21 protein-coding genes and 1 pseudogene are annotated in these 23,735 nt (G+C 62.3%); 19 read left to right on the forward strand and 3 right to left on the reverse strand.

The features are described from left to right. Positions 1–359: pseudogene (locus tag E5W70_RS14125) on the reverse strand (phosphoserine phosphatase SerB); the annotation flags it as partial. On the opposite strand from E5W70_RS14125, the gene miaA reads away from it, so the two are divergent. The 3 genes from miaA (at position 349) to E5W70_RS14140 (ending at position 2,732) form a co-directional block, all read left to right on the forward strand. Then, positions 349–1,317, forward strand: coding sequence for a tRNA (adenosine(37)-N6)-dimethylallyltransferase MiaA (miaA, locus tag E5W70_RS14130; protein ID WP_292659115.1), 969 nt, complete (start codon positions 349–351; stop codon positions 1,315–1,317). The pseudogene E5W70_RS14125 and the gene miaA sit on opposite strands and share 11 nt — an antisense overlap. Before the next feature lie 104 nt (positions 1,318–1,421). Beyond that, positions 1,422–2,216, forward strand: coding sequence for a GGDEF domain-containing protein (locus tag E5W70_RS14135; protein WP_023676688.1), 795 nt, complete (start codon positions 1,422–1,424; stop codon positions 2,214–2,216). A 129-nt stretch (positions 2,217–2,345) separates the two neighbouring features. Further along, positions 2,346–2,732 (forward strand): ester cyclase, encoded by a 387-nt coding sequence (locus E5W70_RS14140; protein ID WP_292659022.1) that lies wholly within the window; start codon positions 2,346–2,348, stop codon positions 2,730–2,732. A gap of 44 nt (positions 2,733–2,776) precedes the next feature. On the opposite strand, the gene E5W70_RS14145 is transcribed toward E5W70_RS14140, so the two are convergent. Next, positions 2,777–4,606: an ATP-binding protein gene (locus E5W70_RS14145; protein ID WP_292659024.1), complete on the reverse strand. Its 1,830-nt coding sequence runs from the start codon at positions 4,604–4,606 to the stop codon at positions 2,777–2,779. 152 nt (positions 4,607–4,758) lie between these two features. On the opposite strand from E5W70_RS14145, the gene E5W70_RS14150 reads away from it, so the two are divergent. The 13 genes from E5W70_RS14150 to E5W70_RS14210 all read left to right on the forward strand — a co-directional run bounded on the left by E5W70_RS14150 (position 4,759) and on the right by E5W70_RS14210 (position 18,360). Further along, complete coding sequence (locus E5W70_RS14150; protein WP_292659027.1) at positions 4,759–5,325, forward strand: XRE family transcriptional regulator; 567 nt, start codon at positions 4,759–4,761, stop codon at positions 5,323–5,325. Position 5,326: 1 nt separating this feature from the next. After that, entirely contained in the window at positions 5,327–5,638 is a 312-nt protein-coding gene (locus E5W70_RS14155; RefSeq protein WP_292659029.1) for a hypothetical protein, read from the forward strand. 21 nt (positions 5,639–5,659) lie between these two features. Continuing rightward, complete coding sequence (locus E5W70_RS14160; protein WP_292659032.1) at positions 5,660–6,076, forward strand: GNAT family N-acetyltransferase; 417 nt, start codon at positions 5,660–5,662, stop codon at positions 6,074–6,076. Between the two features lie 219 nt (positions 6,077–6,295). Continuing rightward, complete coding sequence (locus tag E5W70_RS14165; protein WP_292659035.1) at positions 6,296–7,456, forward strand: PcfJ domain-containing protein; 1,161 nt, start codon at positions 6,296–6,298, stop codon at positions 7,454–7,456. A 292-nt stretch (positions 7,457–7,748) separates the two neighbouring features. Beyond that, positions 7,749–9,545 carry an acetolactate synthase 3 large subunit gene (locus E5W70_RS14170; protein WP_292659037.1) on the forward strand — a complete coding sequence of 599 codons (1,797 nt, stop codon included), beginning with the start codon at positions 7,749–7,751 and terminating at the stop codon, positions 9,543–9,545. Between the two features lie 66 nt (positions 9,546–9,611). Continuing rightward, positions 9,612–10,184 (forward strand): acetolactate synthase small subunit, encoded by a 573-nt coding sequence (gene ilvN / locus E5W70_RS14175; protein ID WP_023676680.1) that lies wholly within the window; start codon positions 9,612–9,614, stop codon positions 10,182–10,184. A 60-nt stretch (positions 10,185–10,244) separates the two neighbouring features. After that, complete coding sequence (locus E5W70_RS14180) at positions 10,245–10,841, forward strand: LysE family translocator (RefSeq protein ID WP_292659041.1); 597 nt, start codon at positions 10,245–10,247, stop codon at positions 10,839–10,841. Positions 10,842–11,009: 168 nt separating this feature from the next. Then, a complete protein-coding gene (locus E5W70_RS14185; RefSeq protein ID WP_292659044.1) occupies positions 11,010–12,260 on the forward strand; it encodes an efflux RND transporter periplasmic adaptor subunit in 1,251 nt (416 codons plus the stop codon). After that, positions 12,257–15,415, forward strand: coding sequence for an efflux RND transporter permease subunit (locus E5W70_RS14190; RefSeq protein WP_292659046.1), 3,159 nt, complete (start codon positions 12,257–12,259; stop codon positions 15,413–15,415). The genes E5W70_RS14185 and E5W70_RS14190 overlap by 4 nt, the downstream gene beginning before the upstream one ends. 56 nt (positions 15,416–15,471) lie before the next feature. Further along, a complete protein-coding gene (gene nthA / locus E5W70_RS14195) occupies positions 15,472–16,077 on the forward strand; it encodes a nitrile hydratase subunit alpha (protein WP_292659049.1) in 606 nt (201 codons plus the stop codon). Next, the gene (nthB, locus tag E5W70_RS14200; protein ID WP_292659052.1) at positions 16,074–16,733 is read left to right on the forward strand and encodes a nitrile hydratase subunit beta; all 660 of its coding nucleotides are present in this window, start codon (positions 16,074–16,076) and stop codon (positions 16,731–16,733) included. Before nthA ends, nthB begins: the two co-directional genes overlap by 4 nt. 19 nt (positions 16,734–16,752) lie before the next feature. Further along, positions 16,753–17,085 (forward strand): nitrile hydratase accessory protein, encoded by a 333-nt coding sequence (locus E5W70_RS14205; protein WP_292659117.1) that lies wholly within the window; start codon positions 16,753–16,755, stop codon positions 17,083–17,085. Between the two features lie 147 nt (positions 17,086–17,232). Then, positions 17,233–18,360, forward strand: a complete 1,128-nt coding sequence (locus E5W70_RS14210; protein WP_023720791.1) for an ATP-dependent RecD-like DNA helicase — start codon at positions 17,233–17,235, stop codon at positions 18,358–18,360. Positions 18,361–18,370: 10 nt separating this feature from the next. On the opposite strand, the gene E5W70_RS14215 is transcribed toward E5W70_RS14210, so the two are convergent. Next, positions 18,371–18,775: an STAS/SEC14 domain-containing protein gene (locus E5W70_RS14215; protein ID WP_292659054.1), complete on the reverse strand. Its 405-nt coding sequence runs from the start codon at positions 18,773–18,775 to the stop codon at positions 18,371–18,373. 115 nt (positions 18,776–18,890) lie between these two features. Here E5W70_RS14215 and E5W70_RS14220 point away from each other — a divergent pair, with 115 nt between their 5' ends. From E5W70_RS14220 to E5W70_RS14230, 3 genes are all read left to right on the forward strand, one after another. Continuing rightward, on the forward strand, positions 18,891–19,631 hold the full coding sequence (locus E5W70_RS14220; protein WP_292659058.1) for a pyridoxine 5'-phosphate synthase: 741 nt from the start codon (positions 18,891–18,893) through the stop codon (positions 19,629–19,631). Between the two features lie 95 nt (positions 19,632–19,726). Continuing rightward, the gene (locus E5W70_RS14225; RefSeq protein ID WP_292659061.1) at positions 19,727–21,640 is read left to right on the forward strand and encodes a potassium transporter Kup; all 1,914 of its coding nucleotides are present in this window, start codon (positions 19,727–19,729) and stop codon (positions 21,638–21,640) included. 156 nt (positions 21,641–21,796) lie between these two features. Next, positions 21,797–23,716: a potassium transporter Kup gene (locus E5W70_RS14230; protein ID WP_292659063.1), complete on the forward strand. Its 1,920-nt coding sequence runs from the start codon at positions 21,797–21,799 to the stop codon at positions 23,714–23,716. Positions 23,717–23,735 lie beyond the last annotated feature (19 nt).

Raw genomic sequence — 23,735 nt, forward strand, 5'->3', positions numbered from 1 at the left:
CCGTTCATCGATCGTGCCGTGATGGCGGCGACGCGATCCTTGACGCCGATCTCGTCGGCAAGCTCGTCGATGCATTCCTGGTCGATCATCGTCGAATCCATGTCGGCGATCAGGATCCTCTTGCGCCTGTTCTCAGCCGGCTGGACGGCCACGTCGATCGGTTCGGAAGCAAGCGCGGCCTGCAGGCGCGCCGTTATTTCGGAAGCGTCGACGGTCTCCGGCAAGTCGAGTTCGCAGGCGATGCCTTCGGCCAGCCAGCGAACAGCGCTTGCGCCGACGGACCGCGAGGCCATATTCGCTAGCGTCGACGTCAATGCGCGGCCGGCGGGATGGGATAGAAGCGTGGCGATCAGCGGCATCGAAAATTCCAGCGGACAGGCGGGCGAAGGCCGCGTGAAGAACGCGATCCTGATAGCCGGGCCGACCGCCAGCGGCAAGTCGGCGCTCGCACTCGACCTCGCCGAGCGCAATGGCGGTGTCATCGTCAACACCGATTCAATGCAAGGCTATTCGGTGCTCGACGTGCTGACGGCACGGCCTGGTTCTGCCGAACTCGCCCGCGTCCCCCACTTCCTTTATGGACACGTCGATCCGTCCACCGCCTATTCCACCGGCGCCTGGTTGCGTGATGTCACGAAGCTGATCGACGACGGCACGCTCTCGGGGCGGCAAGTGATTTTCGTCGGCGGCACCGGGCTTTATTTCCGGGCGCTCACGGAAGGTATCTCGGAGATGCCCGACATTCCGCAATCGATCCGTGATCGCTGGCGCTACGAGCTCCAGGAACAGGGCGCAGTGAGATTGCACCGCATCCTGTTGCGCGAGGATTCTGCGGCCGGCATGATGCTGAGGCCGACGGATGGCCAGCGCATCGTGCGGGCGCTGGAGGTGCTCGACGCGTCGGGCCGTTCCATCCTGGACTGGCAGGCCGCGCGTGGCCAGCCGTTGATCGACAGGAGCAGCGCGCGCTTTTTCGTCATCGAGCCGGAGCGAGCGGCGCTGGTGGAGCGGATCGATGCCCGCTTCGACCGCATGCTGGACAAGGGGGCACTGGACGAGGTGAAACAGCTTTCAGCGCTCGGCCTCGATCTCGACCTGCCGGCGATGAAAGCAATCGGTGTTCGCGAGCTTCAGGCCGCGTTGGCCGGCGCCATCAGTTTTCCCGAGGCCATCGAGCGCGCGAAAATCGCGACGCGGCAATATGCCAAACGGCAGGCGACCTGGTTCAGGCACCAATTGGGCCCGGAATGGCAGAGATTGCGTCCTGGTGAGGGGATCGACTCGATGCTCTCACCCCCTCCTTCGAGCGCAACCTGAAAAGTCGACACCGAGGGGACATTTCGCGTTGAAGTTGTCCAGGTTAACTGTCCGTAAGCTCCCGCATGCCATAAAATCGATGGGAACTTTCGAACGGGGAGCAGATGCGTTTCCACAAGGCGGAATCAGCCTTTTTCGTCTTTATTTTTGTGATCCTGGCCGCCGGCCTGGTGACGCTTTACGCCTATGGGCTCCTGCAAACCCTGGCGGCCGACATTAGCAATACGCCTTCGGAACTCGATGAAATCGTCTATCTCAACAAGCTGCTGTTTGCGACCGGCGTGCTGCTGGCGACCGCGCTGTTCTTCGGCATTTTCTTCATTTATCCGCTGATCCGAAAGCAGGCGACGGAAGAAGGCAAGCTGCGCGCCATGACTGTTTCGCTCAGCGCGCGCTCGGAGACGCTGGAGCATGCGGCGCTCACCGACAGCCTCACCGGCATGCAGAACCGGCGTTATTTCGACGATGCGCTGAAGGAATATCTCGAAGAGTTTCGCCGCATCGAGAAACCAGTCGGGCTGATGATCCTCGACCTCGACCATTTCAAGCAGGTCAACGACAGCCACGGCCACGATGTCGGCGACGAGGTGTTGCGGGCCGTCGCCAACTGTCTCAAGGACATGACACGCTATCACGACGTGGTGGCGCGCCTGGGCGGCGAGGAGTTCGCGGTGGTCACGCCCAATATGGACGCCGAGCTGCTATCCAAATTCGCCGAGCGCATCCGCAAGGCGATCGCCAACATGTCGGTGCTGACAGGCAATGTCCGACTGAAAATCACCACCAGCGTCGGACTTGCCGTCTGGGATCGCAAGGAAACCGCTGAGGAGTTCTATCGCCGCGCTGACCGCCAGCTCTATGAGGCAAAGAGGCAAGGGCGCAACCGCGTCTGCGCCTGAAATCACGTCATTGAATTCGAAGCTGGCCGTCTGGTATCGTTTTCTGCGTTTCCGGTGCACGCAGACCGATGTCACCCAGTCAAGCTGAGATGCTGCCTTTGCGGGGCTTGCCGGGAATAGAGGTGTTCCGTGACTAAATCCGATCTCTCCGATCTTTACCGGGGCTATATTGCATGCCTGAACAAGCAGGATTGGCCAAATCTGGGGCGGTTTGTTCATGATGAAGTGACCCACAACGGTCGCAAGCTCGGATTGTCCGGCTATCTCGAAATGTTGGTGAGAGACTTCGACGAAATTCCGGACCTTTACTTCGACATTCAGCTATTGGTTGCCGATCCGCCTTATATAGCGAGCCGGCTAAGCTTCGACTGCGCGCCGAGGGGAACGTTCCTGGGGCTCGATGTAGGCGGGAAGAGAATTTCGTTTGCCGAGAACGTATTCTATGAGTTTCAGAGAGAGAAAATTCGCCAGGTGTGGTCAGTTATAGACAGGGCAGCCATCGAAGCTCAGCTTTGATATCTGCGGCCGCACCGATGAGGTCTGCCTGAAAGTCGCCCGACTCATTCGTTTTGCGGGCGTAGCCCGAAGGTCGCCGGCTTGAGGCCGTAGCGTAAGTCGAAATCGTCGTTCCGCTGGGTGCGTGCGGCCGGCGGTTTGCGATAGTCCGAATCGCCCGCCTGCCGGCCCGGATCGACGACTTCCGCGAAAGGCATTGCCTGCTGTGATTTCGGCACGTTGCGCAGCCGTTCGACGATCGCCACGAGGTCGACCTCGTCGCCGGTTTCGGACGGCAAGGCGTCCTCGCGCTTGGCCGTGCCGGGGATCAAATCCTCGGAGAGCTTTTCGAACTTCATCCGCATCGTCGTCGCCACGCCTTCCCCGAAGGCGATGGCCTCGCGCTGGCCCATGGAAGACAGGAACGCCAGCGTCGAAGCCGAGGAATCGGCGATCGCCGACCGGATGATCGCCTGGTCCTGCTCGTTGGCGAGCCGCATGGCAAAGAACGTCGAGCACTGCGACAGGATGGTCGGGTCGAGCTCGCCCGGGCGCTGGGTGACGACACCGAGATAGCAGCCATATTTACGGCCTTCCTTCGCGATGCGCGACAGCGCGTGCCGCGTCGGCGCGAAACCGAGGCGCGGATCGGCCGGCATGTAGCGATGCGCTTCCTCGCACAGGAAGAGCAGCCGCAGGCGGCCTTCGCTCCACAACGCCAGGTCAAAGGCCAGCCGCGCCAGCACCGAGCATACAGAATTGACCACCTCGGACGGCATGCCGGCCATTTCGAAGCAGGTCACCGGGCGGCCGTGATGCGGCACGCGGAAGATGTTGCCGATCGTCTCGTGGATGGTGTCCTCGATCAGGCGCGAGTTGAACATGAAACGGTAGCGCGGATCGGATGCCGCCAATTCGATACGTGTCTTCAGTGACCTGAGGGTCGGGCGATCGTTCTTGCTTTCCAGCAATCCCATGCGTTCGTCGACCAGCTTGATGAGGTCGGCAATGCGATAGGGCACCGGCGCGTCAGCGGTCAGCGCGTCGGTGCTGCGCCGTAGATAGTTGCCGGAGTTCGGATTGCGGTAGAGGTTCTTTGCCGCGGGAATGAGATCGCGCAAAGCGTCGACCTCTTCCGGGACCGTCTCGCGGCCGCGAAACAGCACCTCGGCAAATTCCTCGAGCTTGAACATCCAGAAGGGCAGGTCGAGCGACGTCGAATCGACCCTGACGCAATATTCCGGCAACGACGCGGCGAACTCGTTGTGTGGATCGAGGATGAGCACGCGCAGGTCGGGCCGGGCGGCGATCGACTTGCGCAAGAGCAGCGACACGGCGGTCGATTTGCCGACCCCGGTGGTGCCGACAATGGCGAAATGGCGCGCCAGCGTATCGTCGATGGCGATATTGGCGTCGATGGCCTCGTCCTGCGACAGCGTGCCGATGGTGATCGAATGACGCCCGGCGAGATCGTAGACGGCCTGCAGGTCGCGGCTGCGGATACGATGGGCAATGGCGCCGATATGCGGATAGGTCGTGATGCCACGGTCGAAGACTGGCTTCGCGCCGGGTTCGGCACCGTCGCGCACCTCGCCGATCAATTCGATGCTGACCTCGATAGGATTCTGGCCCTCGCTGCTCCAGGCGCGATCCGACTTGCCGATTTCGTAGACCAGGCCGACGGTTCGTGATGTGCCGAGATTGATCGAGATCATCTTTCCAACGCTCCACAGGCCGGTGACCGTGCCTTCGATATCGTCGGCATAGGCGCTGATGGTGGCGCGCGCCCCGTCGCATTGCACGACATTGCCCAGAATCCGCTTGTCGTTCTGCTCCGCCCTGCGGCGCTCCAGCAAAGTCGGTTCTCCAATGGAGGCTTCGCGTTCAACGAGCATGGATAGGCCGGTCCCCTTTTCCCAAGCGATGAGCCTAGGCGAACGGGGTTAAGGTGGGATGAGGCGGGATGGTTTAGCGGACATTAAGGAGTTTGCGAAAAGTGGACGAAACGGTCGTTGCTTCGTAGAAAAATTTTCGATATATCGGATTAATGGATGATATAGCGAACGATATATCCTCGACCATCGGCAGAAGAATACATGCCGAAAGGGTGGTTCGCAGCTGGTCCCTGGCTGAATTGGCCGAGCGGTCCGATGTCTCGAAAGCCATGCTGAGCACGATAGAGCGCGGCATGACGAGCCCGACGGCGGCACTCCTCGTGCGCATTGCGGCCGCCTTCGGCATGACGCTCTCCACTTTGATAGCAAGGGCGGAATTGCAAGGCGGTGGCCTGCTTCGCGAACGTGACCAGCCGGTCTGGAGCGATCCGGCTACCGGTTATGTGCGGCGGCACCTTTCGCCGGTTTCGGACATGCCGCTCGAACTGATCCGAGTCCAACTGCCGGCGGGCGCCAAGGTAAGTTTCCCGGCGGCGTCCTATGCTTTCATCAGGCAACAGATCTGGATGATCTCCGGGCGGCTGGAATTCACTGAGGGCGACATCGTTCACAGGCTCGAACCCGGCGACTGCCTGGCGCTCGGCGCTCCATCCGATTGCGTCTTTCACGCTCCGGGCCCGGGCGCCGCCGACTATCTGGTTGCGTTGGCCAGGAGCTGAGGTGAAGGCGCGCCGCCCGAAACGCTCCGACAATGGCGGTCCGCCGCTCGACGACTATGACGGTCCGCCCTGGGGCAAGGGCGATCCCTATGTCTTTCTTGCCTGGCGGACCGCCCATGCCCAGGCATGGAAAGTGCCGAGCCGCGAGATCATGCTGATGCGGCTGGACAAGGCCGAGCGGCTGGGCCTGACCTATGAGGAATACACGCTCGAACTGCTGGAACGCGGGCGACATCTGCAAGAGGAAGACGCCGATCGCATCGCGGAAATCCGCCGGGCCAGGAAGCGGAAGCGGACCAGTCATTTCGACTGACGGACGGCGCAGGGGAACCACATGAGTTCGATCGAAATCAGGCCACTCACCGGTACTGACGGAACGCAAAAAATGCTGGCGGATCTGCTGATCGGTACAGTCGCTGCCGGCGGCTCGGTCAGCTTCATGCATCCGCTGGCGCCAGAGATGGCCGCGGCCTTCTGGAACAAGTCGCTTCAAGCGGCCGCCAGAGGCGAAAGGGCGGTGCTTGGAGCCTGGAACGGCGAGGCGCTGGTCGGCACAGTCACCTTGCTGCTCGACTGCCCTCCCAACCAGCCGCACCGGGCCGAGATCGCCAAGCTGATGACCCGCCTCGATTACCGCGGCAAGGGCATAGCAACCCGCCTGGCCGGCGAAATACCGGATTTTGCGCTGAAGCCGCATGGCGGGCTCACAGCCACCCTCATCTATTGGAAACGCATCGGCCGGACACCGTGATGGCGACAACGATGCACCTTTGCAACACCCGTCGGACCATCGCGGGCGTGGAAACAATAGCTCTTGCGTCAAATTGGCGGCGAGCTTAGAGAAGCCGCCCATTCTGATCCGTCGTCCTGAAAGGAGACCTGTCAATGACCCGGCGATCCAGATCGACACATTCCGTGCCGACGCTGGAATTGCGTGCGGCTGATAGGGTTCCAATCAGGAAGAGCGGCCATGGCAAAGTCCATGATCCAGCGCAGGCAGGATGCCGAGCGCGAACGCATTGAAGCATATGCCGTAACGCTGCGGCGGGTTTTTCCCGTCCCGCGTCCCGCTCCGGATTTCGAGCGGGCGCTCGACGAGGCACGTCGGGGCTTTGCCGGTATGGCGATCCGCGACGGCGCGCTGTGGCGTCCAAAGCTGAAGACGCGCGACCCCGCGCGGTTGCGGCTGGCCGCGGCGCGCCATCTCTATGCGCGCTACCCGGTTACAGCCGCGCTCGAGGGTATCTGGCTGGACAGCTCGGGGTTGAGTGCCGGCGAGATTGCGCTTCGCAAGGCTTGGTATATCGCAGTGGCGCGTGGGGACTCGCTCTACAAGGCGGGCGCCTGTGCGTGGCTGTCCCGCAAGGAGGTGCATTGCTTCTTGAACTTGCCCGGCGATTTCACGTTCGACGAGGCATTTTGGGTGGCGATCGCCCGGTCCTACACGGATGATTCCGGGTTGGCGGCCCGACTTGCCAAGTCGAAAATCGCGCGCACGCCACGTAACGATCTGGCCTTCTGGCGCGAGGTGACACGGTTCTTCTGCGGGCAACCCGCGTCGAAGGAGGAGATCGACGATCTATGCGACTATATCGGCGCCGTGCACCAGCGCGATGCAGGGTACAGCCTGAAGGGTCGCACGCTCGCCTCGCTGCGTCGGCAGATGTTGGACTGGCATCGCGACATTGCCGCGATCGAACGCATCGAGGCAATGCGCCGCCGCGCTGCCGGGCGGGCCACGCGTACTGCCGGGACGCAGTCGCAGGGTCGCGCCTGGCACGGCTCGCGCCTCGACGACTGGGACTGGCAGCCGTCGACCAAGGAGGCAAAGGCGCATGGCGAGCGTTTCTCCGTCCGTCAGTTGAAGACGGCCGAGGATCTGGTCGCCGAGAGTCGGGCGATGCATCATTGCGTCTCGATATATGCAGCCAAATGCATCGCCGGCAGTGCCTCGATCTGGGTGCTGCGGCGCTCGGCGCTCGGCAAGATCGAGCGGTTGCTGACGATCGAACTCGATCCGCAAAACCGTGCGGTGCAGGTGCGCGGTTTCGGCAACCGTCTCGCTTCGCTCGAGGAGCGCAAGATAATCGAGCGCTGGGCCAAGGCGAGGGGTGTGGTGCTCTGCGCCTGAAACGGAAGACCCGCGCGGCGGAAAGGCCGCGCGGGTGCACAATGGGCGGATGTGCCGACGTCAGGCCAAGTGCACATTCGCCGTTGACAGCGGCGTCAAACCAATTCTATTGTCCGCCACCATGAAAAAGGCACTCATTCTCGTAGGAAAGCGCGTGGGCAAGGCGGTGTAACCGCCGGGCGATGACCTCCCATGCGCAAGACACAGGCTCCCTCGGGGGCCTTTTTTATTGCCCGAAACACGACTAAACGACCAGCAATCGCCCGATGGCGAACAGTACGGGACCAGACCGATGAGCAGTGGACAGAATGAGCGGCGCGAAATGCCAAGAACCGAAATGACTGGCGCCGAAATGGTGGTGCAGGCGCTGAAGGACAACGGCGTCAAGCATGTTTTCGGCTATCCGGGCGGCGCGGTTCTGCCAATCTACGATGAAATTTTCCAGCAGGACGAGGTCGAGCACATCCTCGTCCGCCATGAGCAGGGCGCGGGCCATGCGGCGGAAGGCTATGCGCGCTCGACCGGCAAGGCCGGCGTCATGCTGGTGACCTCAGGGCCGGGCGCCACCAATGCGGTGACGCCATTGCAGGACGCGCTGATGGATTCGATCCCGCTGGTCTGCCTGACCGGCCAGGTGCCCACTTCACTGATCGGCTCGGATGCGTTCCAGGAATGCGACACGGTCGGCATCACGCGGCCCTGCACCAAGCACAACTGGCTGGTGAAGGACGTCAACGAGCTCGCGGCAACGATCCACGAGGCCTTCCATGTGGCAACCACAGGGCGCCCCGGTCCGGTCGTCGTCGACATTCCGAAGGACGTTCAGTTCGCCAAGGGCATCTATGTCCCGCCGCAGACGGCGCCGCGCACCAGCTACCAACCGAAGGTCCAGGGCGATCTGGAAAAGATCAAGGCGGCGGTCGAGCTGATGGCCGGCGCCAGGAAGCCGATCATCTATTCGGGCGGCGGCGTCATCAATTCCGGCCCGGAGGCGAGCCATCTGCTGCGCGAGCTGGTCGACCTCACCGGCTTTCCCATCACCTCGACGCTGATGGGCCTCGGTGCCTATCCCGCGTCGGGCAAGAACTGGATGGGCATGCTCGGCATGCACGGCACCTATGAAGCGAACATGGCGATGCACGATTGCGACGTCATGCTCTGCATCGGCGCGCGCTTCGACGACCGCATCACCGGGCGGCTGACGGCGTTTTCGCCGAATTCGAAGAAGATCCACATCGACATCGACCCATCGTCGATCAACAAGAACGTCCACACCGACGTGCCGATCATCGGCGATGTCGGTCGCGTCCTGGAAGATCTGGTGCGGCTGTGGCGGGCAACCGCCAAGGCCGACAAGAAAACGCTTCACCCGTGGTGGGAGCAGATTGCCAAATGGCGCGCCCGCGATTCGCTCGCCTACAAGATGAACCACGAGGTGATCATGCCGCAATACGCCGTCCAGCGGCTCTATGCGCTGACCAAGGACCTCGACACCTACATCACCACCGAGGTCGGCCAGCATCAGATGTGGGCGGCGCAGCACTACCACTTCGAGAAGCCGAACCGCTGGATGACCTCCGGTGGGCTGGGCACGATGGGCTACGGCCTGCCGGCGGCACTCGGCGTGCAAATCGCGCACCCGGATGCGCTGGTCATCGATATCGCCGGCGACGCCTCGGTGCAGATGACGATGCAGGAGATGAGCGCGGCGGTGCAGCACGAGGCGCCGATCAAGATCTTCATCCTCAACAACCAGTATATGGGCATGGTGCGGCAATGGCAGCAGCTGCTGCACGGCAACCGGTTGTCGCATTCCTACACCGAGGCGATGCCGGATTTCGTCAAGCTCGCCGAAGCCTATGGCGGCCACGGCATTCGCTGCGACAAGCCGGACGAGCTCGATGACGCCATCAAGGAGATGATCGCGGTCAAGAAGCCCGTCCTGTTCGACTGCCGCGTGGCGACGCTCGCCAACTGCTTCCCGATGATCCCGTCGGGCAAGGCGCATAACGAGATGCTGTTGCCGGACGAGGCGACGGACGAAGCTGTGGCCAACGCTATCGACGCCAAGGGCAGGGAACTGGTGTAGCCTGGTTCAAGGAAGCTGTGCGAAAACAGCAGATTAGCGCAAAAGTTTGAAACCGAGATTCATGTCATGAACGCACAGTTGCAACCGACCGGCTCCGCCTATTTCATCGCCAAGGAGACGGAAAAACCAGAGAACCACACCCTTTCGGTCCTGGTCGACAACGAGCCGGGCGTGCTTGCCCGGGTCATCGGCCTGTTTTCCGGACGCGGCTACAACATCGAGAGCCTGACGGTCTCGGAAACCGAGCACGAAAAGCACCTGTCGCGCATCACGATCGTGACGCGCGGCACCCCGCACGTGCTGGAGCAGATCAAGCACCAGCTCGAGCGCATCGTGCCGGTGCACCGCGTCGTCGATCTCACCGTGCGGTCGCAGGAATTCGGACAGGAGCGGCCATTGGAGCGGGAACTCGCGCTGGTCAAGGTCGCCGGCACCGGCGAAGCCCGCGTCGAGGCGCTCCGGCTCGCCGATGCATTCCGCGCCAGCGTCATCGATGCCAACACCGAGCATTTCATCTTCGAGATCACCGGCAAGGGCTCCAAGCTCGATCAGTTCATCGCCATCATGAAACCGCTCGGGCTAGTTGAAATCTGCCGTACCGGAGTGGCGGCGATGAACCGCGGCCCGCAAGGGATGTGATCATCCAACTTGGCTCTATCTTGTCGCTTTGCCACCGATCGCACTGATTGGGGGAACACCATGACATTCGACGCATTCTTCGCCTTGCTGGTCTATGCCTTCGTGACCTCGATCACGCCGGGCCCGAACAACTTCATGCTTCTGGCCTCGGGCGTGAATTTCGGCTTGGTCAAGACCGTGCCGCACATGCTCGGCATCGGCTTCGGCTTCCTCGTGCTGTTGCTTGCGGTAGGCTTCGGGCTTGGCGCCGTGTTGACGGCCTTTCCGGTGCTGCACACCGGGTTGAAGATCGCCGGCGGCCTCTACCTGCTTTATCTCGCCTGGAAGATCGCCATGTCGCGCTCGCTCGGCGGCGAAGGCGAGGCGAAGGGCCAGCCGATGCGCTTCATCGAGGCTGCGGCTTTCCAGTGGGTCAATCCCAAGGCCTGGGTGATGGCGATTACAGCCATGGCCATCTATACGAACCCGGAACGCCCTTTTGTGTCCGTGGTGCTGATCGCGGCCGCTTTCGCCGTCGTCATGCTGCCGAGCATTTCGACCTGGGCCGGTTTCGGCATGGCGCTGCGCGGTTTTCTGGCGGATGCGGTGCGGCTCAAATGGTTCAACATCGCCATGGGCGTGATGCTTGCGGCGACGTTGTGGCCGATGCTGCGTTAGCTGCCGTTTTATTGTGCACTGCACATTAAATCTTCGTAATGACGGGTTTTGGCCCTTTTTCGCCTTCGGCATCCTCTATTATCTGGCAAAAGCGCGGCAAGAGGCTGCGAGTTGAGCTAGACTACGGCCACCGGATAGCGGCGTGTCGGATCGAGAGGCCTTTTGTCGATGCGCGGAAAGATCGTGTTTGCGGTGATCGCTGCAGCCTGCGTTGCCGCGGCGTGGCTCTATCTTTCGCCCAGCGCAATGAGCGGTCTTCAGCAGATTCTGTCGGCGAAGCAGACGACGGCGGCCGCGGACAAACCCGCTGCAGCGGCAAATGCCGCGCGTTCGACTTCGGTGGTTGCCGCCACCGCTTCGACGGCCGATTTCCCGGTCCGGCGCTATGCCATCGGCTTCGTGTCCTCTCCTGCCGTGGTCAGCATCAACGCACGGGTCTCGAGCCAGATCGTTGCAATCGCGGTCAAGGACGGACAGATGGTGAAGGCCGGAGACCTTCTGTTCTCGCTGGACGATCGCTCGTTGAAGGCGCAACTGGCACGCGATCAGGCGACGCTCGCGAAAGACCAGGCGCTGCTTGCCAGCGCAACGGCCGATCTTCAGCGCGCCAAAAATCTCGTCGCCAGGCAGGCCGGGACACAGCAGACCTACGATCAGGCTGTCGCGGCGCAGAAATCCGCCGCGGCCACCGTCGACGCCGACAAGGCAACGATCGATGCGGACCAAATCCAGCTTGGCTTCGCCACGATCAGGGCGCCGATCTCCGGCAGGCTTGGCGCGATCAGCGTCGCCGTCGGCGATCTCGTCACCACCAGCAACGGCAGCAGCACGTCGACCCCGCTGGTGACGATCACGCAGGTCGACCCGCTGCAGGTGAACTTCAATCTCCCCGAAAGCGATCTTGCCTTGCTGCACAAGGCGCTGGCAGCGCCGCAGCAAGGTGCGGTAACGCTGACCAAGGATGGCGACCCGAAGCCGATCGGCAAGGGAACGCTGGATTTCGTCGATTCCAGCGTAGACACGGCGTCCGGCACGATCGCAACGCGAGCCAGCATGCCCAACGCCGATCTTTCGCTGTGGCCGGGCCAATATGTCAATGTCGTGCTCGATGCCGGCATCATGCCACAAATCACGTCCGTTCCGACAGTCGCCGTCCAGCCCAGCCAGAAGGGCCCGTTCGTCTATGTGATCAAGCCGGACAACACAGTGGAAATGCGGCCAGTGCAGGTCGCGCTGACAGAAGGTGCCAACACCGCGATTAGTCAGGGTTTGAAAAGCGGCGAGCGTGTCGTCGTCGAGGGCCAGACCAAGCTGAAAAACGGCGCGGCGGTGCGCGAAGGCAAGGCTTCAACCGGCACCGGCGATCAGGCGGCTCCGAAGGTTGCCGAGGCTGACCGGAGGGGCGGAACACAGCCATGATTTCCGAATTCTGCATCCGCAGGCCCGTCGCCACGCTGCTCATGTCGTTCGCCCTAGTTCTAGGCGGGCTATTTGCTTACAAATTCCTGCCGGTCGCGGCGCTGCCAAGCGCGGAATTTCCGGTTGTCAACGTCTCGGCCTCGCTGCCTGGAGCCTCGCCGGAAACCATGGCGACCTCGGTAGCAACGCCTCTGATCAAGCAGTTTTCCACCATCGCAGGCATCGATTCAATCTCGACGACCAACTCGCTCGGCTCGACCTCGATCGCCATTCAGTTCGTGCTCAACCGCGACATCGATGCAGCCGCCGCTGACGTGCAGGCGGCGATCGCACGCACGCAGCGACAATTGCCGCTGGAGATGACCAGCCCGCCGAGCTACCGCAAGGTCAATCCAGCCGACGCGCCGATCCTGCTGATGTCGCTTGTCAGTGACACCATTCCGCTGACCGATCTCAATGCGTTTGCCGAGAATGTGATTTCGCCATCGCTGTCGACGATCGACGGCGTTGCGCAGGTTTCGATCTACGGCCAGCAGAAATATGCCGTGCGCGTCCAGATCGATCCGACGGCGCTCGCCGCTCGCGGCATCTCGATCGACCAGCTGCAGACGGCCATTGCCTCGGCCAACAGCAACACGCCGCTCGGCGTGCTCAAGAACAACAAACAGCAGCTGACGATCACCGCGAACACCCAGCTGACCAACGCGGCGGGATTCTCCAACATCATCATCGCCACCAAGAACGGCCATCCGGTGCGGCTCGGCCAGGTGACCCGCGTCATCGATTCGGTCGAGACCACGACGACGGCAAGCTGGTATGACGGCACCCGCGCCATCATCATGGCGGTGCAGCGTCAGCCGGATGCCAACACCGTCGATGTCGTCGACCGCGTCAAGGCGATGCTGCCTTCCTTCGAGGGTCAGATGCCGGCGACGGCGAGCATCCAGTTGCTCAACGACCGCTCGACGTCGATCCGCGAGGCGGTGGACGACGTGCAGTTCACGCTGCTGCTCACCATCGCGCTCGTGGTGATGGTGATCTTCCTGTTCCTGCGCCGGGTGACGGCGACGGTCATCCCGGCAGTGGCGGTACCGATTTCGCTCATCGCCACGCTGGGCGTGATGTACCTGCTCGGGTTTTCCATCGACAACGTCTCATTGATGGGGCTGACGCTGGCGGTCGGCCTTGTCGTCGACGATGCCATCGTCATGCTGGAAAATATTTTCCGCCATATGGAGGAGGACGGGCTCTCGGCCCTCGAGGCGTCGCTCAAGGGCGCACGCGAGATCGGCTTCACCATCATCTCGATCTCGATCTCGCTGGTCGCCGTGTTCATTCCGGTGCTTTTGATGGGCGGCGTGATAGGGCGCATCTTCAACGAATTCGCGGTGGTGGTGACGGTCGCCATCCTGGCGTCGATGTTCGTCTCGCTGACGTTGACGCCGATGCTGTGCTCGCGGCTGTTGTCGTTATCGAAAGCCGAGCAGAAGGCGGCGCATGGCGAGGACCATAGGCAAAACGTTTTCATGCGGGGCTATGACTGGCTGCTGACATTCTGCCTGCGCCACAATTTCCTGGTTTTCCTTGTCTTCCTCGTGACCGCCGGGCTGTCGGTCTGGCTGATCCAGATCTCGCCGAAGGGCTTCTTCCCGCAGGAGGATATCGGCCAGGTCTCGGTGACGACCATCGCGCGCCAGGACATCTCCTTCGACGCCATGGTCAAGTTGCAGGGGCAAGTGGCTGATGTCTTCTCCCATTCGCCCTATGTCGCGCATGTCGGCTGGTCGGCGGGCAGTGGAAACAATGCGCTCAACCAAGGCCAGCTGTTTGTACAGCTGAAAGACAAAGACCAGCGACCGAACATCGACAAGGTACTTTCGGATCTGCGGCGCCAGCTTGCCAATGTGTCCGGCATCGAAACCTACATGCAACCGGTGCAGAACCTGCGGCTCGGCGCGCGCTCTTCGGCGAGTGCCTACCAGCTTGCCGTGCAGGGCCTCGATACCGGCCTGACGAACGTCTGGGCGCAAAAGTTGACGGACGCGATGGCTGCCGATCATGGCGCCTTCACCGATGTCACGAATGATCTGCAGAACAACGCGTTGCAGGCGACGCTGGTGATCGACCGCGACAAGGCAGCGACGCTTGGCGTCGATACCGACACGTTGCGCTCCAGCCTCTATGGCGGTTTCGGCACCCAGCAGGTGTCGACCATCTTCGGTTCGGCCGACAGCTATAAAGTGGTCATGGAGCTCGACCCGAAGATCGAGTGGTCGCCCGAACGGATGCTGGCGATCAAGGTAAGGACGGTCAGCGGCAGGATGGTACCGCTTGGCGCCTTCGCCCGCGTCGATCGGACCGCCGGTGCTTTGACCGTCAACCAGCTCGGCCAGCTCCCGGCAGTGACCATCTCCTACAATCTGCCGCAGGGCGTGGCCCTCGGCGACAGCGTGAGCCACATCAATGCGCTGAAGGAAAAAATCGGCATGCCGCCGACGATCTCGACCACTTTCTCGGGCACGGCGAGGACTTTCCAGGATTCGCTTTCCAACCAGGGACTGCTGATCGGTGGCGCGATCCTCACAATCTATATCGTTCTCGGCATGCTCTATGAGAGCTTCATCCATCCGCTCACTATCCTGACCGGGCTTCCGTCGGCGGTGCTCGGTGCGCTGGTGGCACTGCGGCTGGCGGGGATGGATTTGTCGGTGATCGCTGTGATCGGCATCCTGATGCTGATCGGCATCGTCAAGAAGAACGGCATCATGATGATCGACGTGGCGCTCGAGCTCAGGCGCGACGGGATGTCGCCCGTCGAATCCATCCACAAGGCCTGCCTGATGCGCTTCCGGCCGATCATGATGACCACGCTTGCCGCGCTGATGGGCACCATCCCGATCGCGCTCGGCACCGGTGCCAGTGCGGAACTGCGCCAGCCTCTTGGCGTGGCGGTGGTCGGCGGCCTTGTCGCCTCGCAGGCACTGACGCTGTTCGTCACGCCCGTCATCTACGTCTACATGGAGCATTTTTCCGGCTGGCTCGTCAGCGTATGGGCGGGGCGCCGGGGCGAGCCGAGCCCGGTCGAGGCGGTCGACCAGCCGTCACTGTTCGACGAGGAGGAAGAACCGGTGCCGCAGAGGGCGGCAGCCGAATAGCGCTGGTCCAAGCCGTGGTGCTTGCGGCCGGAGGTCCGCGATCGTAATTTGATGCCATGCCGCACAATCACGACCACGACAACGAGCTTGATCCTTTTGCGGCGCGTGTGCGCGCACTGGAGACGATTCTCACCAGCAAAGGTCTGATCGATCCGGCGGCGATCGACGTCATCGTCGACACCTACGAGACCAAGATCGGGCCGCGCAACGGCGCAAAGGTGGTGGCGAAGGCTTGGGTTGATCCCGGGTTTGCCGCATGGCTGAAGCGTGATGCGACGGCGGCCATCGAATCGCTCGGCTATACCGGCCGGCAAGGCGAGCACATGCAGGCGGTCTTCAATACGGCCGACACGCACAACCTCGTCGTCTGCACGCTATGCTCCTGCTATCCATGGTCGGTGCTCGGCCTGCCGCCGGTCTGGTACAAGGCGCCGCCTTACCGTTCGCGCGCAGTGATCGATCCGCGCGGCGTGCTCGAGGAATTCGGCCTGACCTTGCCGGCGACGACGACAATCCGGGTGTGGGATTCGACCGCCGAGCTGCGCTATCTCGTGGTGCCGATGCAGCCTAGGGGCACCGAGGGCTGGGATGAGGCACGGCTCGCCGATCTGGTGACGCGCGATGCCATGATCGGCACGGCGTTGGCGCGGGAGCCGGCATGAACGGGCCGCAGGATCTCGGCGGCCAGATGGGTTTCGGGCCAGTCGCGCCCGAATCGGACGAACCCTATTTCCATGCCGATTGGGAAAGGCGGGCGCTGGGCGTGACGTTGTGCGCCGGCGCCATGGGCGCCTGGACCATCGACGAGAGTCGGCACGCGCGGGAATCGCTGCACCCAGCGGATTATTATGCCTCCAGCTACTACCAGATATGGATCAAGGCGCTGGAGGTGCTGCTCAAACGCCATGGTTTCGTCAGCGATCGCGACCTGGCCGCGGGCGACGCAGTCGACCCGACGGCGACACCCAAACGAGTGCTGAAGGCTAAAGATGTTCCGGCGTTGCTGGCCAAGGGCGGGCGCTGCGACCGGCCTGTCGCCGCGCCGCCGCGGTTCAAGGCGGGCGACCTGGTGCGAACCAGGAACTTTCATCCGACCGGCCACACCAGGCTGCCACGCTATGCTCGCGGCAAACAAGGCGTCGTCGAGGCGGTACGCGACGGCTTTGTCTTTCCCGACACCAATGCGCACGGCCAGGGCGAAAACCCGCAATGGGTCTATACGGTGGCCTTCAGCGGCGGCGAAATCTGGGGCGAGGGCGCCGACCCGACACTTGTCGTATCGATCGATGCCTGGGAGAGCTACCTTGAGCCGGCGTGAGACGGGCTCGGTCGCCGCCATGCTGCCCGCCGGTGTCGAGGCGCCGGTTTTCGCCGAGCCATGGCAAGCAGAGGCGTTCGCCATCACGGTTGCGCTGCATGATAAGGGCCTGTTTTCCTGGAGCGAATGGGCAGATGTCCTGTCGGCCGAGGTGAAGCGGCCGGGCGCCGCGAGCGACGGCCATGATTATTACGAGCACTGGCTGGCGGCGCTGGAGAATTTGCTGTCGACCAAAGGCGTTGCCGGTAGAAACGACGTCGACAGCCTTGCTGCTGCCTGGGAACGCGCCGCGCATGCTACGCCGCATGGCAAGCCGATCCTGCTGGAGAACGATCCACAGCGGGCTGGGTGAGCTGTCGTCGCCCGGCGTTGTTCTCTTTACGTTCCGGCTCGTCACTGATAGCCTGACCCTGTCGCAGCGGCGTGATTGCCGGCGATGAAATGGCTGGTGACGGCACTCGACCTTGTCTTTCCCTCGCGAATCCGGTCTGTCGCGCTGATGGAATTCTCTCCTCAACAGGACGAGGCGCTGAAGGCGGTGGCCGGCTGGCTGAAAGCCGGCAAGCCGCAGCTGTTCCGGCTGTTCGGCTATGCCGGCACCGGCAAGACGACGCTGGCGCGCTATTTCGCCGAGCACGTCGACGGCCAGGTGCAGTTCGCCGCCTTTACCGGCAAGGCGGCGCAGGTGCTGCGTTCCAAGGGCGCGGTCAATGCCCGCACCATCCATTCGCTGATCTACCGGCCGAAAGGCGAGGAATCGGTTGCGGATGAGGTGACTGGCAAGACCTCGATGTCGCCGACCTTTTCGCTTAACCGGCAGAGCCCGATCTCGCGGGCCAAGCTCGTCGTCATCGACGAATGCTCGATGGTCGACGAGCAGCTTGGCCGTGACCTGATGAGCTTCGGCACGCCGATCCTGGTGCTCGGCGATCCCGGCCAGTTGCCGCCAATCTCCGGCGGCGGCTTCTTCACCGACCATGAGCCGGACATTCTGCTCACCGAAATCCATCGCCAGGCGCGTGACAACCCGATCATCCGGCTTGCGCTCGACGTGCGCGAGGGCCGCGAGTTCATGCGCGGCGACTATGGCGCGGCGCAAGTGATCGGCAAGGAAGACGTCACCCAGGAACTGGTGCTGAAGGCGGACCAGGTACTGGTCGGCACCAACCGCACGCGCCGCCGCTATAACCAGCGGCTGCGCGAGCTGAAGGGATTCAATGCCGATTATCCGCAAGCCGGCGACAAGCTGGTCTGCCTGCGCAACGATCCGGCCAAGGGACTGCTCAACGGTTCGCTGTGGAAGGTGATGACCTCGTCGCGCGAGACGGTCAAGCCCGGCATCAATCTGCTGGTATCGCCGGAAGAAGACGACCCGGATCGCGGCGTCGCCAAGATCAAGCTGCTCAAGGCGGCGTTCGAAGATCCGGATGCCGACATTCCCTGGCAGCAGAAGAAGCGCTTCGATGATTTCGACTATGGCTATGCGCTGACCGTGCACAAGGCGCAGGGATCGCAGTGGAACGAGATCGTGCTTTTCGACGAAAGCTGGGCGTTCAAGGAAACCCGGCAGCGTTGGCTCTACACCGCCATCACGCGCGCGGCCGAACGGCTGACGATCGTTCGATAGGGTGGCCGTATCAGCGCTGGGCGATCGGGTTGGCGCCAACCCATTCCCAGGCGGCGGCTTCGTCCTTGGCCTCGAAATGCCGGAGTTCGACAGGCAAGGAGGCGGGCAAAAAGGCTCTTGCCTCCGCTATCCAGTTCGGCTCACCGACCGCGGCGCAGCGGCCGATATGCTCCACTGCATGAGCTATGCCCTGTTCGATCGTCTCGTCCGATACGTCGGTCCAGTCGACACCCTCATGATCGATCAGGCGCACCAGCACGTCGATTTTCGGGTGCAGCGCGTAGGCTGCCTCCAGCAATCCGAACAGGTTTTCGGCGTCGGCCGCAGCGACATGGCCGACGACATCGATGGCAAAGAGGTCTTCGCGATCGGTATCGATGCGGCGGATCGCCGGTACGGCATCGAGAAAATTCAACAACAAACTCCTTGCGCTCGATTTTCTTCGTTCACCTTGGAACACCTGAAACCCTCTGTCTGTTCCCCTTAAAGGCGGTATAGATGCGCGCCGAGATCAGCCTGGAACCGTGCAAATGCCTGCAAAGCTTTCCGTCAACCTTAACGCCATCGCCATGCTGCGCAACCGGCGGGACCTGCCGTGGCCAAGCGTGACAGGGCTCGGGCGCATCGCCCTTGCCGCCGGCGCGCACGGGCTGACGGTGCACCCGCGACCCGACGAGCGGCACACCAGGCATTCCGACCTGCCTGAGATCAGGGCGCTCATCGACGACGAGTTCCCGAATGCGGAATTCAACATCGAGGGCTATCCGACCGAGGATTTCCTAGCGCTTGTGGAAAAGCATCAGCCCGAGCAGGTGACGCTGGTGCCCGACGACCCGGCGCAGGCGACTTCCGACCATGGCTGGAACTTCGCCGCCGAGGCTGCGTTCCTGACACCGGTCGTCAAGCGCCTGAAGAAGGGAGGCTTTCGCGTATCGCTGTTTTCCGATCCGGACCCTGATGGCGTGAATGCCGCTCGCGACACCGGTGCCGACCGGATCGAACTCTATACGGGTCCATACGGCAGCTATCATTCCGATTCGGCAAAGGCGGCGAAGGAATTGGAGAAATTGGGAAAGACGGCGGATGCCGCACTTGCTGCAGGGCTCCAGGTCAATGCCGGGCACGACCTTGTGGTGAGCAATTTGCCGGCGCTGGCCAGGCGCATCCCGGCATTGGCCGAAGTGTCGATCGGACATGGGTTGACAGCCGATGCGTTGGAGTATGGCATGGCCGCAACGGTCAGGCGGTTTCTGAAGGCTTGTGGCTGGTAGAGAGAGGCGAGCCGATAGGCCGTGCGTTCCCGGCATGGCAGCGCGTCCTTCCACCCCACAGCATAGAGCACCGCACGTCTATGGGAGTGTCGTCCATGGCCCTTGCCAACGCTGGTAGCGAGGCAGAACCCATCGAGCAATCCAGCCACTCCACCGTCGAGCAGCACAGCACCAAGGTGCTGATGCTGGGCGCGCTGGGCGTGGTTTACGGCGATATCGGCACCAGCCCAATCTATGCATTTCGGGAAGCGCTGCACGCATCGTCGGGACCGGTAGCGCGCAACGACGTCCTTGGCGTGCTGTCGCTTATCGTCTGGGCGCTGACGATCATCGTCACGATAAAGTACGTCGCTTTCGTTCTCAGAGCCGACAACAAGGGCGAGGGCGGCACGCTGTCGCTGATGTCGCTTGCGCGCAGCGCTTATCCCAATGGAGCCAAGCTCATCCTGGGGATCGGGCTGTGCGGCGCGGCGCTGTTTTTCGGCGACGCCATTATAACGCCGGCCATCTCCGTGCTTTCGGCGGTCGAAGGCCTGGAAGTGGTGACCCCGACGCTGGAAACCTATGTGGTTCCGATCACGCTGATCATCCTGGCAATGCTTTTTGCCGTGCAACGCTTTGGCACCGGCAGGGTGGCGGCCGTGTTCGGACCGGTGACGGCAGTGTGGTTCCTGGCGATCGGCGCCGCCGGGGTCTACCATCTGCTGGACGACCCGTCGGTCCTGCTGGCGATCAATCCCTATTACGCCGTCGCTTACCTGGCCAATACGCCCACCGGCGCTTTCGTCACGGTCGGGGCGGTGTTTCTGGCGGTCACCGGGGCCGAGGCCCTCTATGTCGACCTCGGTCATTTCGGGCGCAGGCCGATCGTGCTGGCATGGTTCTCCGTCGTGTTCCCTTGTTTGCTCCTCAACTATTTCGGACAAGGCGCGTTCGTTCTGGCCAACGGCGGCAAACCCACCAATCCATTCTTTCAGATGCTGCCCGATTGGGCCCTGATGCCCATGGTTGGCCTTGCGACGGCAGCGACGGTGATCGCCAGCCAGGCGGTGATCTCCGGAGCTTTCTCGCTGACCCGCCAGGCGGTGCAGCTCAATCTGCTGCCGCGCATCGAGGTGCAGCATACTTCCGAGATGCAATCCGGCCAGATCTACATGCCGCGGGTCAATCTGGTGGTCGCGCTCGGCGTGATGCTGCTGGTGGTCGGCTTTGGCAGTTCGAGTTCGCTGGCTTCCGCTTATGGCATTTCGGTGACTGGCGAAATGCTGATGACAACCATCCTGCTGTTCGTGGTGATGCGGTTCCGATGGAAATGGCAGCTTGCACTGGCAGCCGCGCTCACACTGCTGTTTGGCACGATCGATACCGGATTTTTCCTCGCTAACGTCGTCAAGATCCTCGAAGGCGGGTGGGTGTCGATCACAGTCGCTTGCGGCATGGGGCTGATCATGTCCACCTGGATCCGCGGCACCCGCTATTTGTTCGACAAGACACGCAGGAACGAGATCCCGCTCGATTTCCTTGCCGGCAATCTGCTGAAGAAGAAGCCGCATCTGGTGTCGGGCACCGCGGTGTTCCTGACCAGCGATCCACTGAGCGCGCCGACCGCGCTGATGCACAGCCTCAAGCACTACAAAGTGCTGCACGAGCAGAACGTCATCCTTTCGGTGGTGACGGCACCGCAGCCGGTCGTGCCCGACAGCGAGCGCGTCAAGATGGAGTCGGTCAACGAGCTGTTCATGCGGGTGACGCTGACCTTCGGCTACATGGAGCAGCCCAACATCCCGCGTGCGCTGGCGATCTGCCGCAAGCAGGGTTGGAAGTTCGACATCATGACGACATCCTTCTTCCTGTCGCGGCGCTCGCTCAAGGCCTCGCCCAATTCCGGCATGCCGGTCTGGCAGGACAAGCTGTTCATCGGGCTGGCGCGCTCGGCGGCCGATGCGACGGAATATTTCCAGATCCCAACCGGACGCGTCGTCGAGATCGGGACGCAGGTGGCTATTTAGAACGTGCCCGTGCAGCGTTCCAGGCAGTCTGCCGAGGGGGATCGAGCCTGCCAAGCCGGGAAGACTCGCAATACCGACACGCAGACATTACGTGACGGCACTTGATATTGCAGTGCAGCAAGCGTAGAGCACCGCGCGCTTATCGGAGTGTCGTCCATGGCCCTTACCAGTACTGGTAACGAGGCAGAGCCCGTCGAACAATCGAGCCATTCTGAGGTCGAGCAGCACAGCACCAAGGTGCTGATGCTGGGCGCACTCGGCGTGGTTTACGGCGATATCGGCACCAGCCCGATCTATGCGTTCCGCGAGGCGTTGGTGGCATCGTCGGGGGGCGAGGTCGCCAACCGTGGCGACATCCTCGGCGTGTTGTCGCTGATCATCTGGTCGCTGACGATCATCGTCACCATCAAATACATCATGTTCGTGCTCAGGGCCGATAATCGCGGCGAGGGCGGGGTGCTGTCGCTGATGGCGCTGGCGCGCAACAGTTTCCCGACCCGCTCGGCGGTGATCCTCGGCATCGGCATCGTCGGCGCCTCGCTGTTTTTCGGTGACGCCGTCATCACGCCGGCGATCTCGGTGCTGTCGGCGGTCGAAGGCATGAACGTCGTTACGCCGACCTTCCAGCCCTATGTGGTGCCGCTGACGCTGGTCATCCTGGCGATCCTGTTTTCGGCACAGCGGTTTGGAACCGGCGGCGTCGCCCTGATCTTCGGCCCGATCACGGCGGTCTGGTTCCTGGCCATTGGTCTTTCAGGTCTCAACCACATCATCGCCGACCCGGAGATCCTGCTGGCAGTCAGCCCGCATTACATCGTCGCGTTCCTGATCAATTCACCCGACGTCGCCTTCGTGACGATTGGCGCCATCTTCCTCGCCGTCACCGGCGCCGAAGCGCTCTATGCCGACCTCGGCCATTTTGGCCGCAAGCCGATCGTTCTCGCCTGGCTGGCAATCGTGTTCCCTTGCCTGTTGCTGAACTATGCCGGGCAGGGCGCATTCGTGCTGGCGAAAAACGGCGTGGTCGGTCATCCCTTCTTCGAGATGAACGAAGGCTGGACGCTTATTCCGATGGTCGTTCTCGCCACAGCTGCGACCGTCATTGCCAGCCAGGCGGTGATCTCCGGCGCTTTCTCGCTAACCAGGCAAGCGGTGCAGCTCAACATGCTGCCGCGCCTGGAAATCCTGCATACGTCGGAAAGACAGTCCGGCCAGATCTACATGCCGCGCGTCAACATGCTGCTGGCGCTGGTGGTGATGCTGCTGGTGGTCGGCTTTGGCGAATCCAGCAAGCTTGCCTCGGCCTACGGCATTTCGGTGACCGGCAACATGCTGGTGACGACGGTGCTGCTCTACGTGATCATGAGCCGCATCTGGAAATGGCAGCTCTGGCTGGCCATCTCCCTGACAGTGGTGTTCGCGTTCATCGACGTCGGCTTCTTTGCGTCGAACATCGTCAAAGTATTCGAAGGTGGCTGGGCTTCGCTGGCGGTGGCCTTCACCATTGTGCTGGCCATGTGGACCTGGATCCGCGGCAGCCGCTATTTGTTCGAAAAGACGCGCCGCAACGAGATCCCGCTGGATTTCCTTGCCGGCAATCTGCTGAAGAAGAAGCCGCATCTGGTGTCGGGCACCGCGGTGTTCCTGACCAGCGATCCGCTGAGCGCGCCGACCGCGCTGATGCACAGCCTCAAGCACTACAAAGTGCTGCACGAGCAGAATGTCATCCTTTCGGTGGTGACGGCACCGCAGCCGGTCGTGCCCGACAGCGAGCGCGTCAAGATGGAAACGGTCAACGAGCTGTTCATGCGGGTGACGCTGACCTTCGGCTACATGGAGCAGCCCAACATCCCGCGCGCGCTGGCGATCTGCCGCAAGCAGGGCTGGAAGTTCGACATCATGACGACCTCCTTCTTCCTGTCGCGGCGCTCGCTCAAGGCCTCGCCCAATTCCGGCATGCCGGTCTGGCAGGACAAGCTGTTCATCGGGCTGGCGCGCACGGCGGCCGATGCGACGGAATATTTCCAGATCCCGACCGGACGCGTCGTCGAGATCGGGACGCAGGTGGCTATCTGAACAAATGGCCGTGCCCTTC

This window comes from Mesorhizobium sp. (assembly GCF_005063415.1).
In the GTDB taxonomy this organism is placed as follows: Bacteria; Pseudomonadota; Alphaproteobacteria; order Rhizobiales; family Rhizobiaceae; genus Mesorhizobium.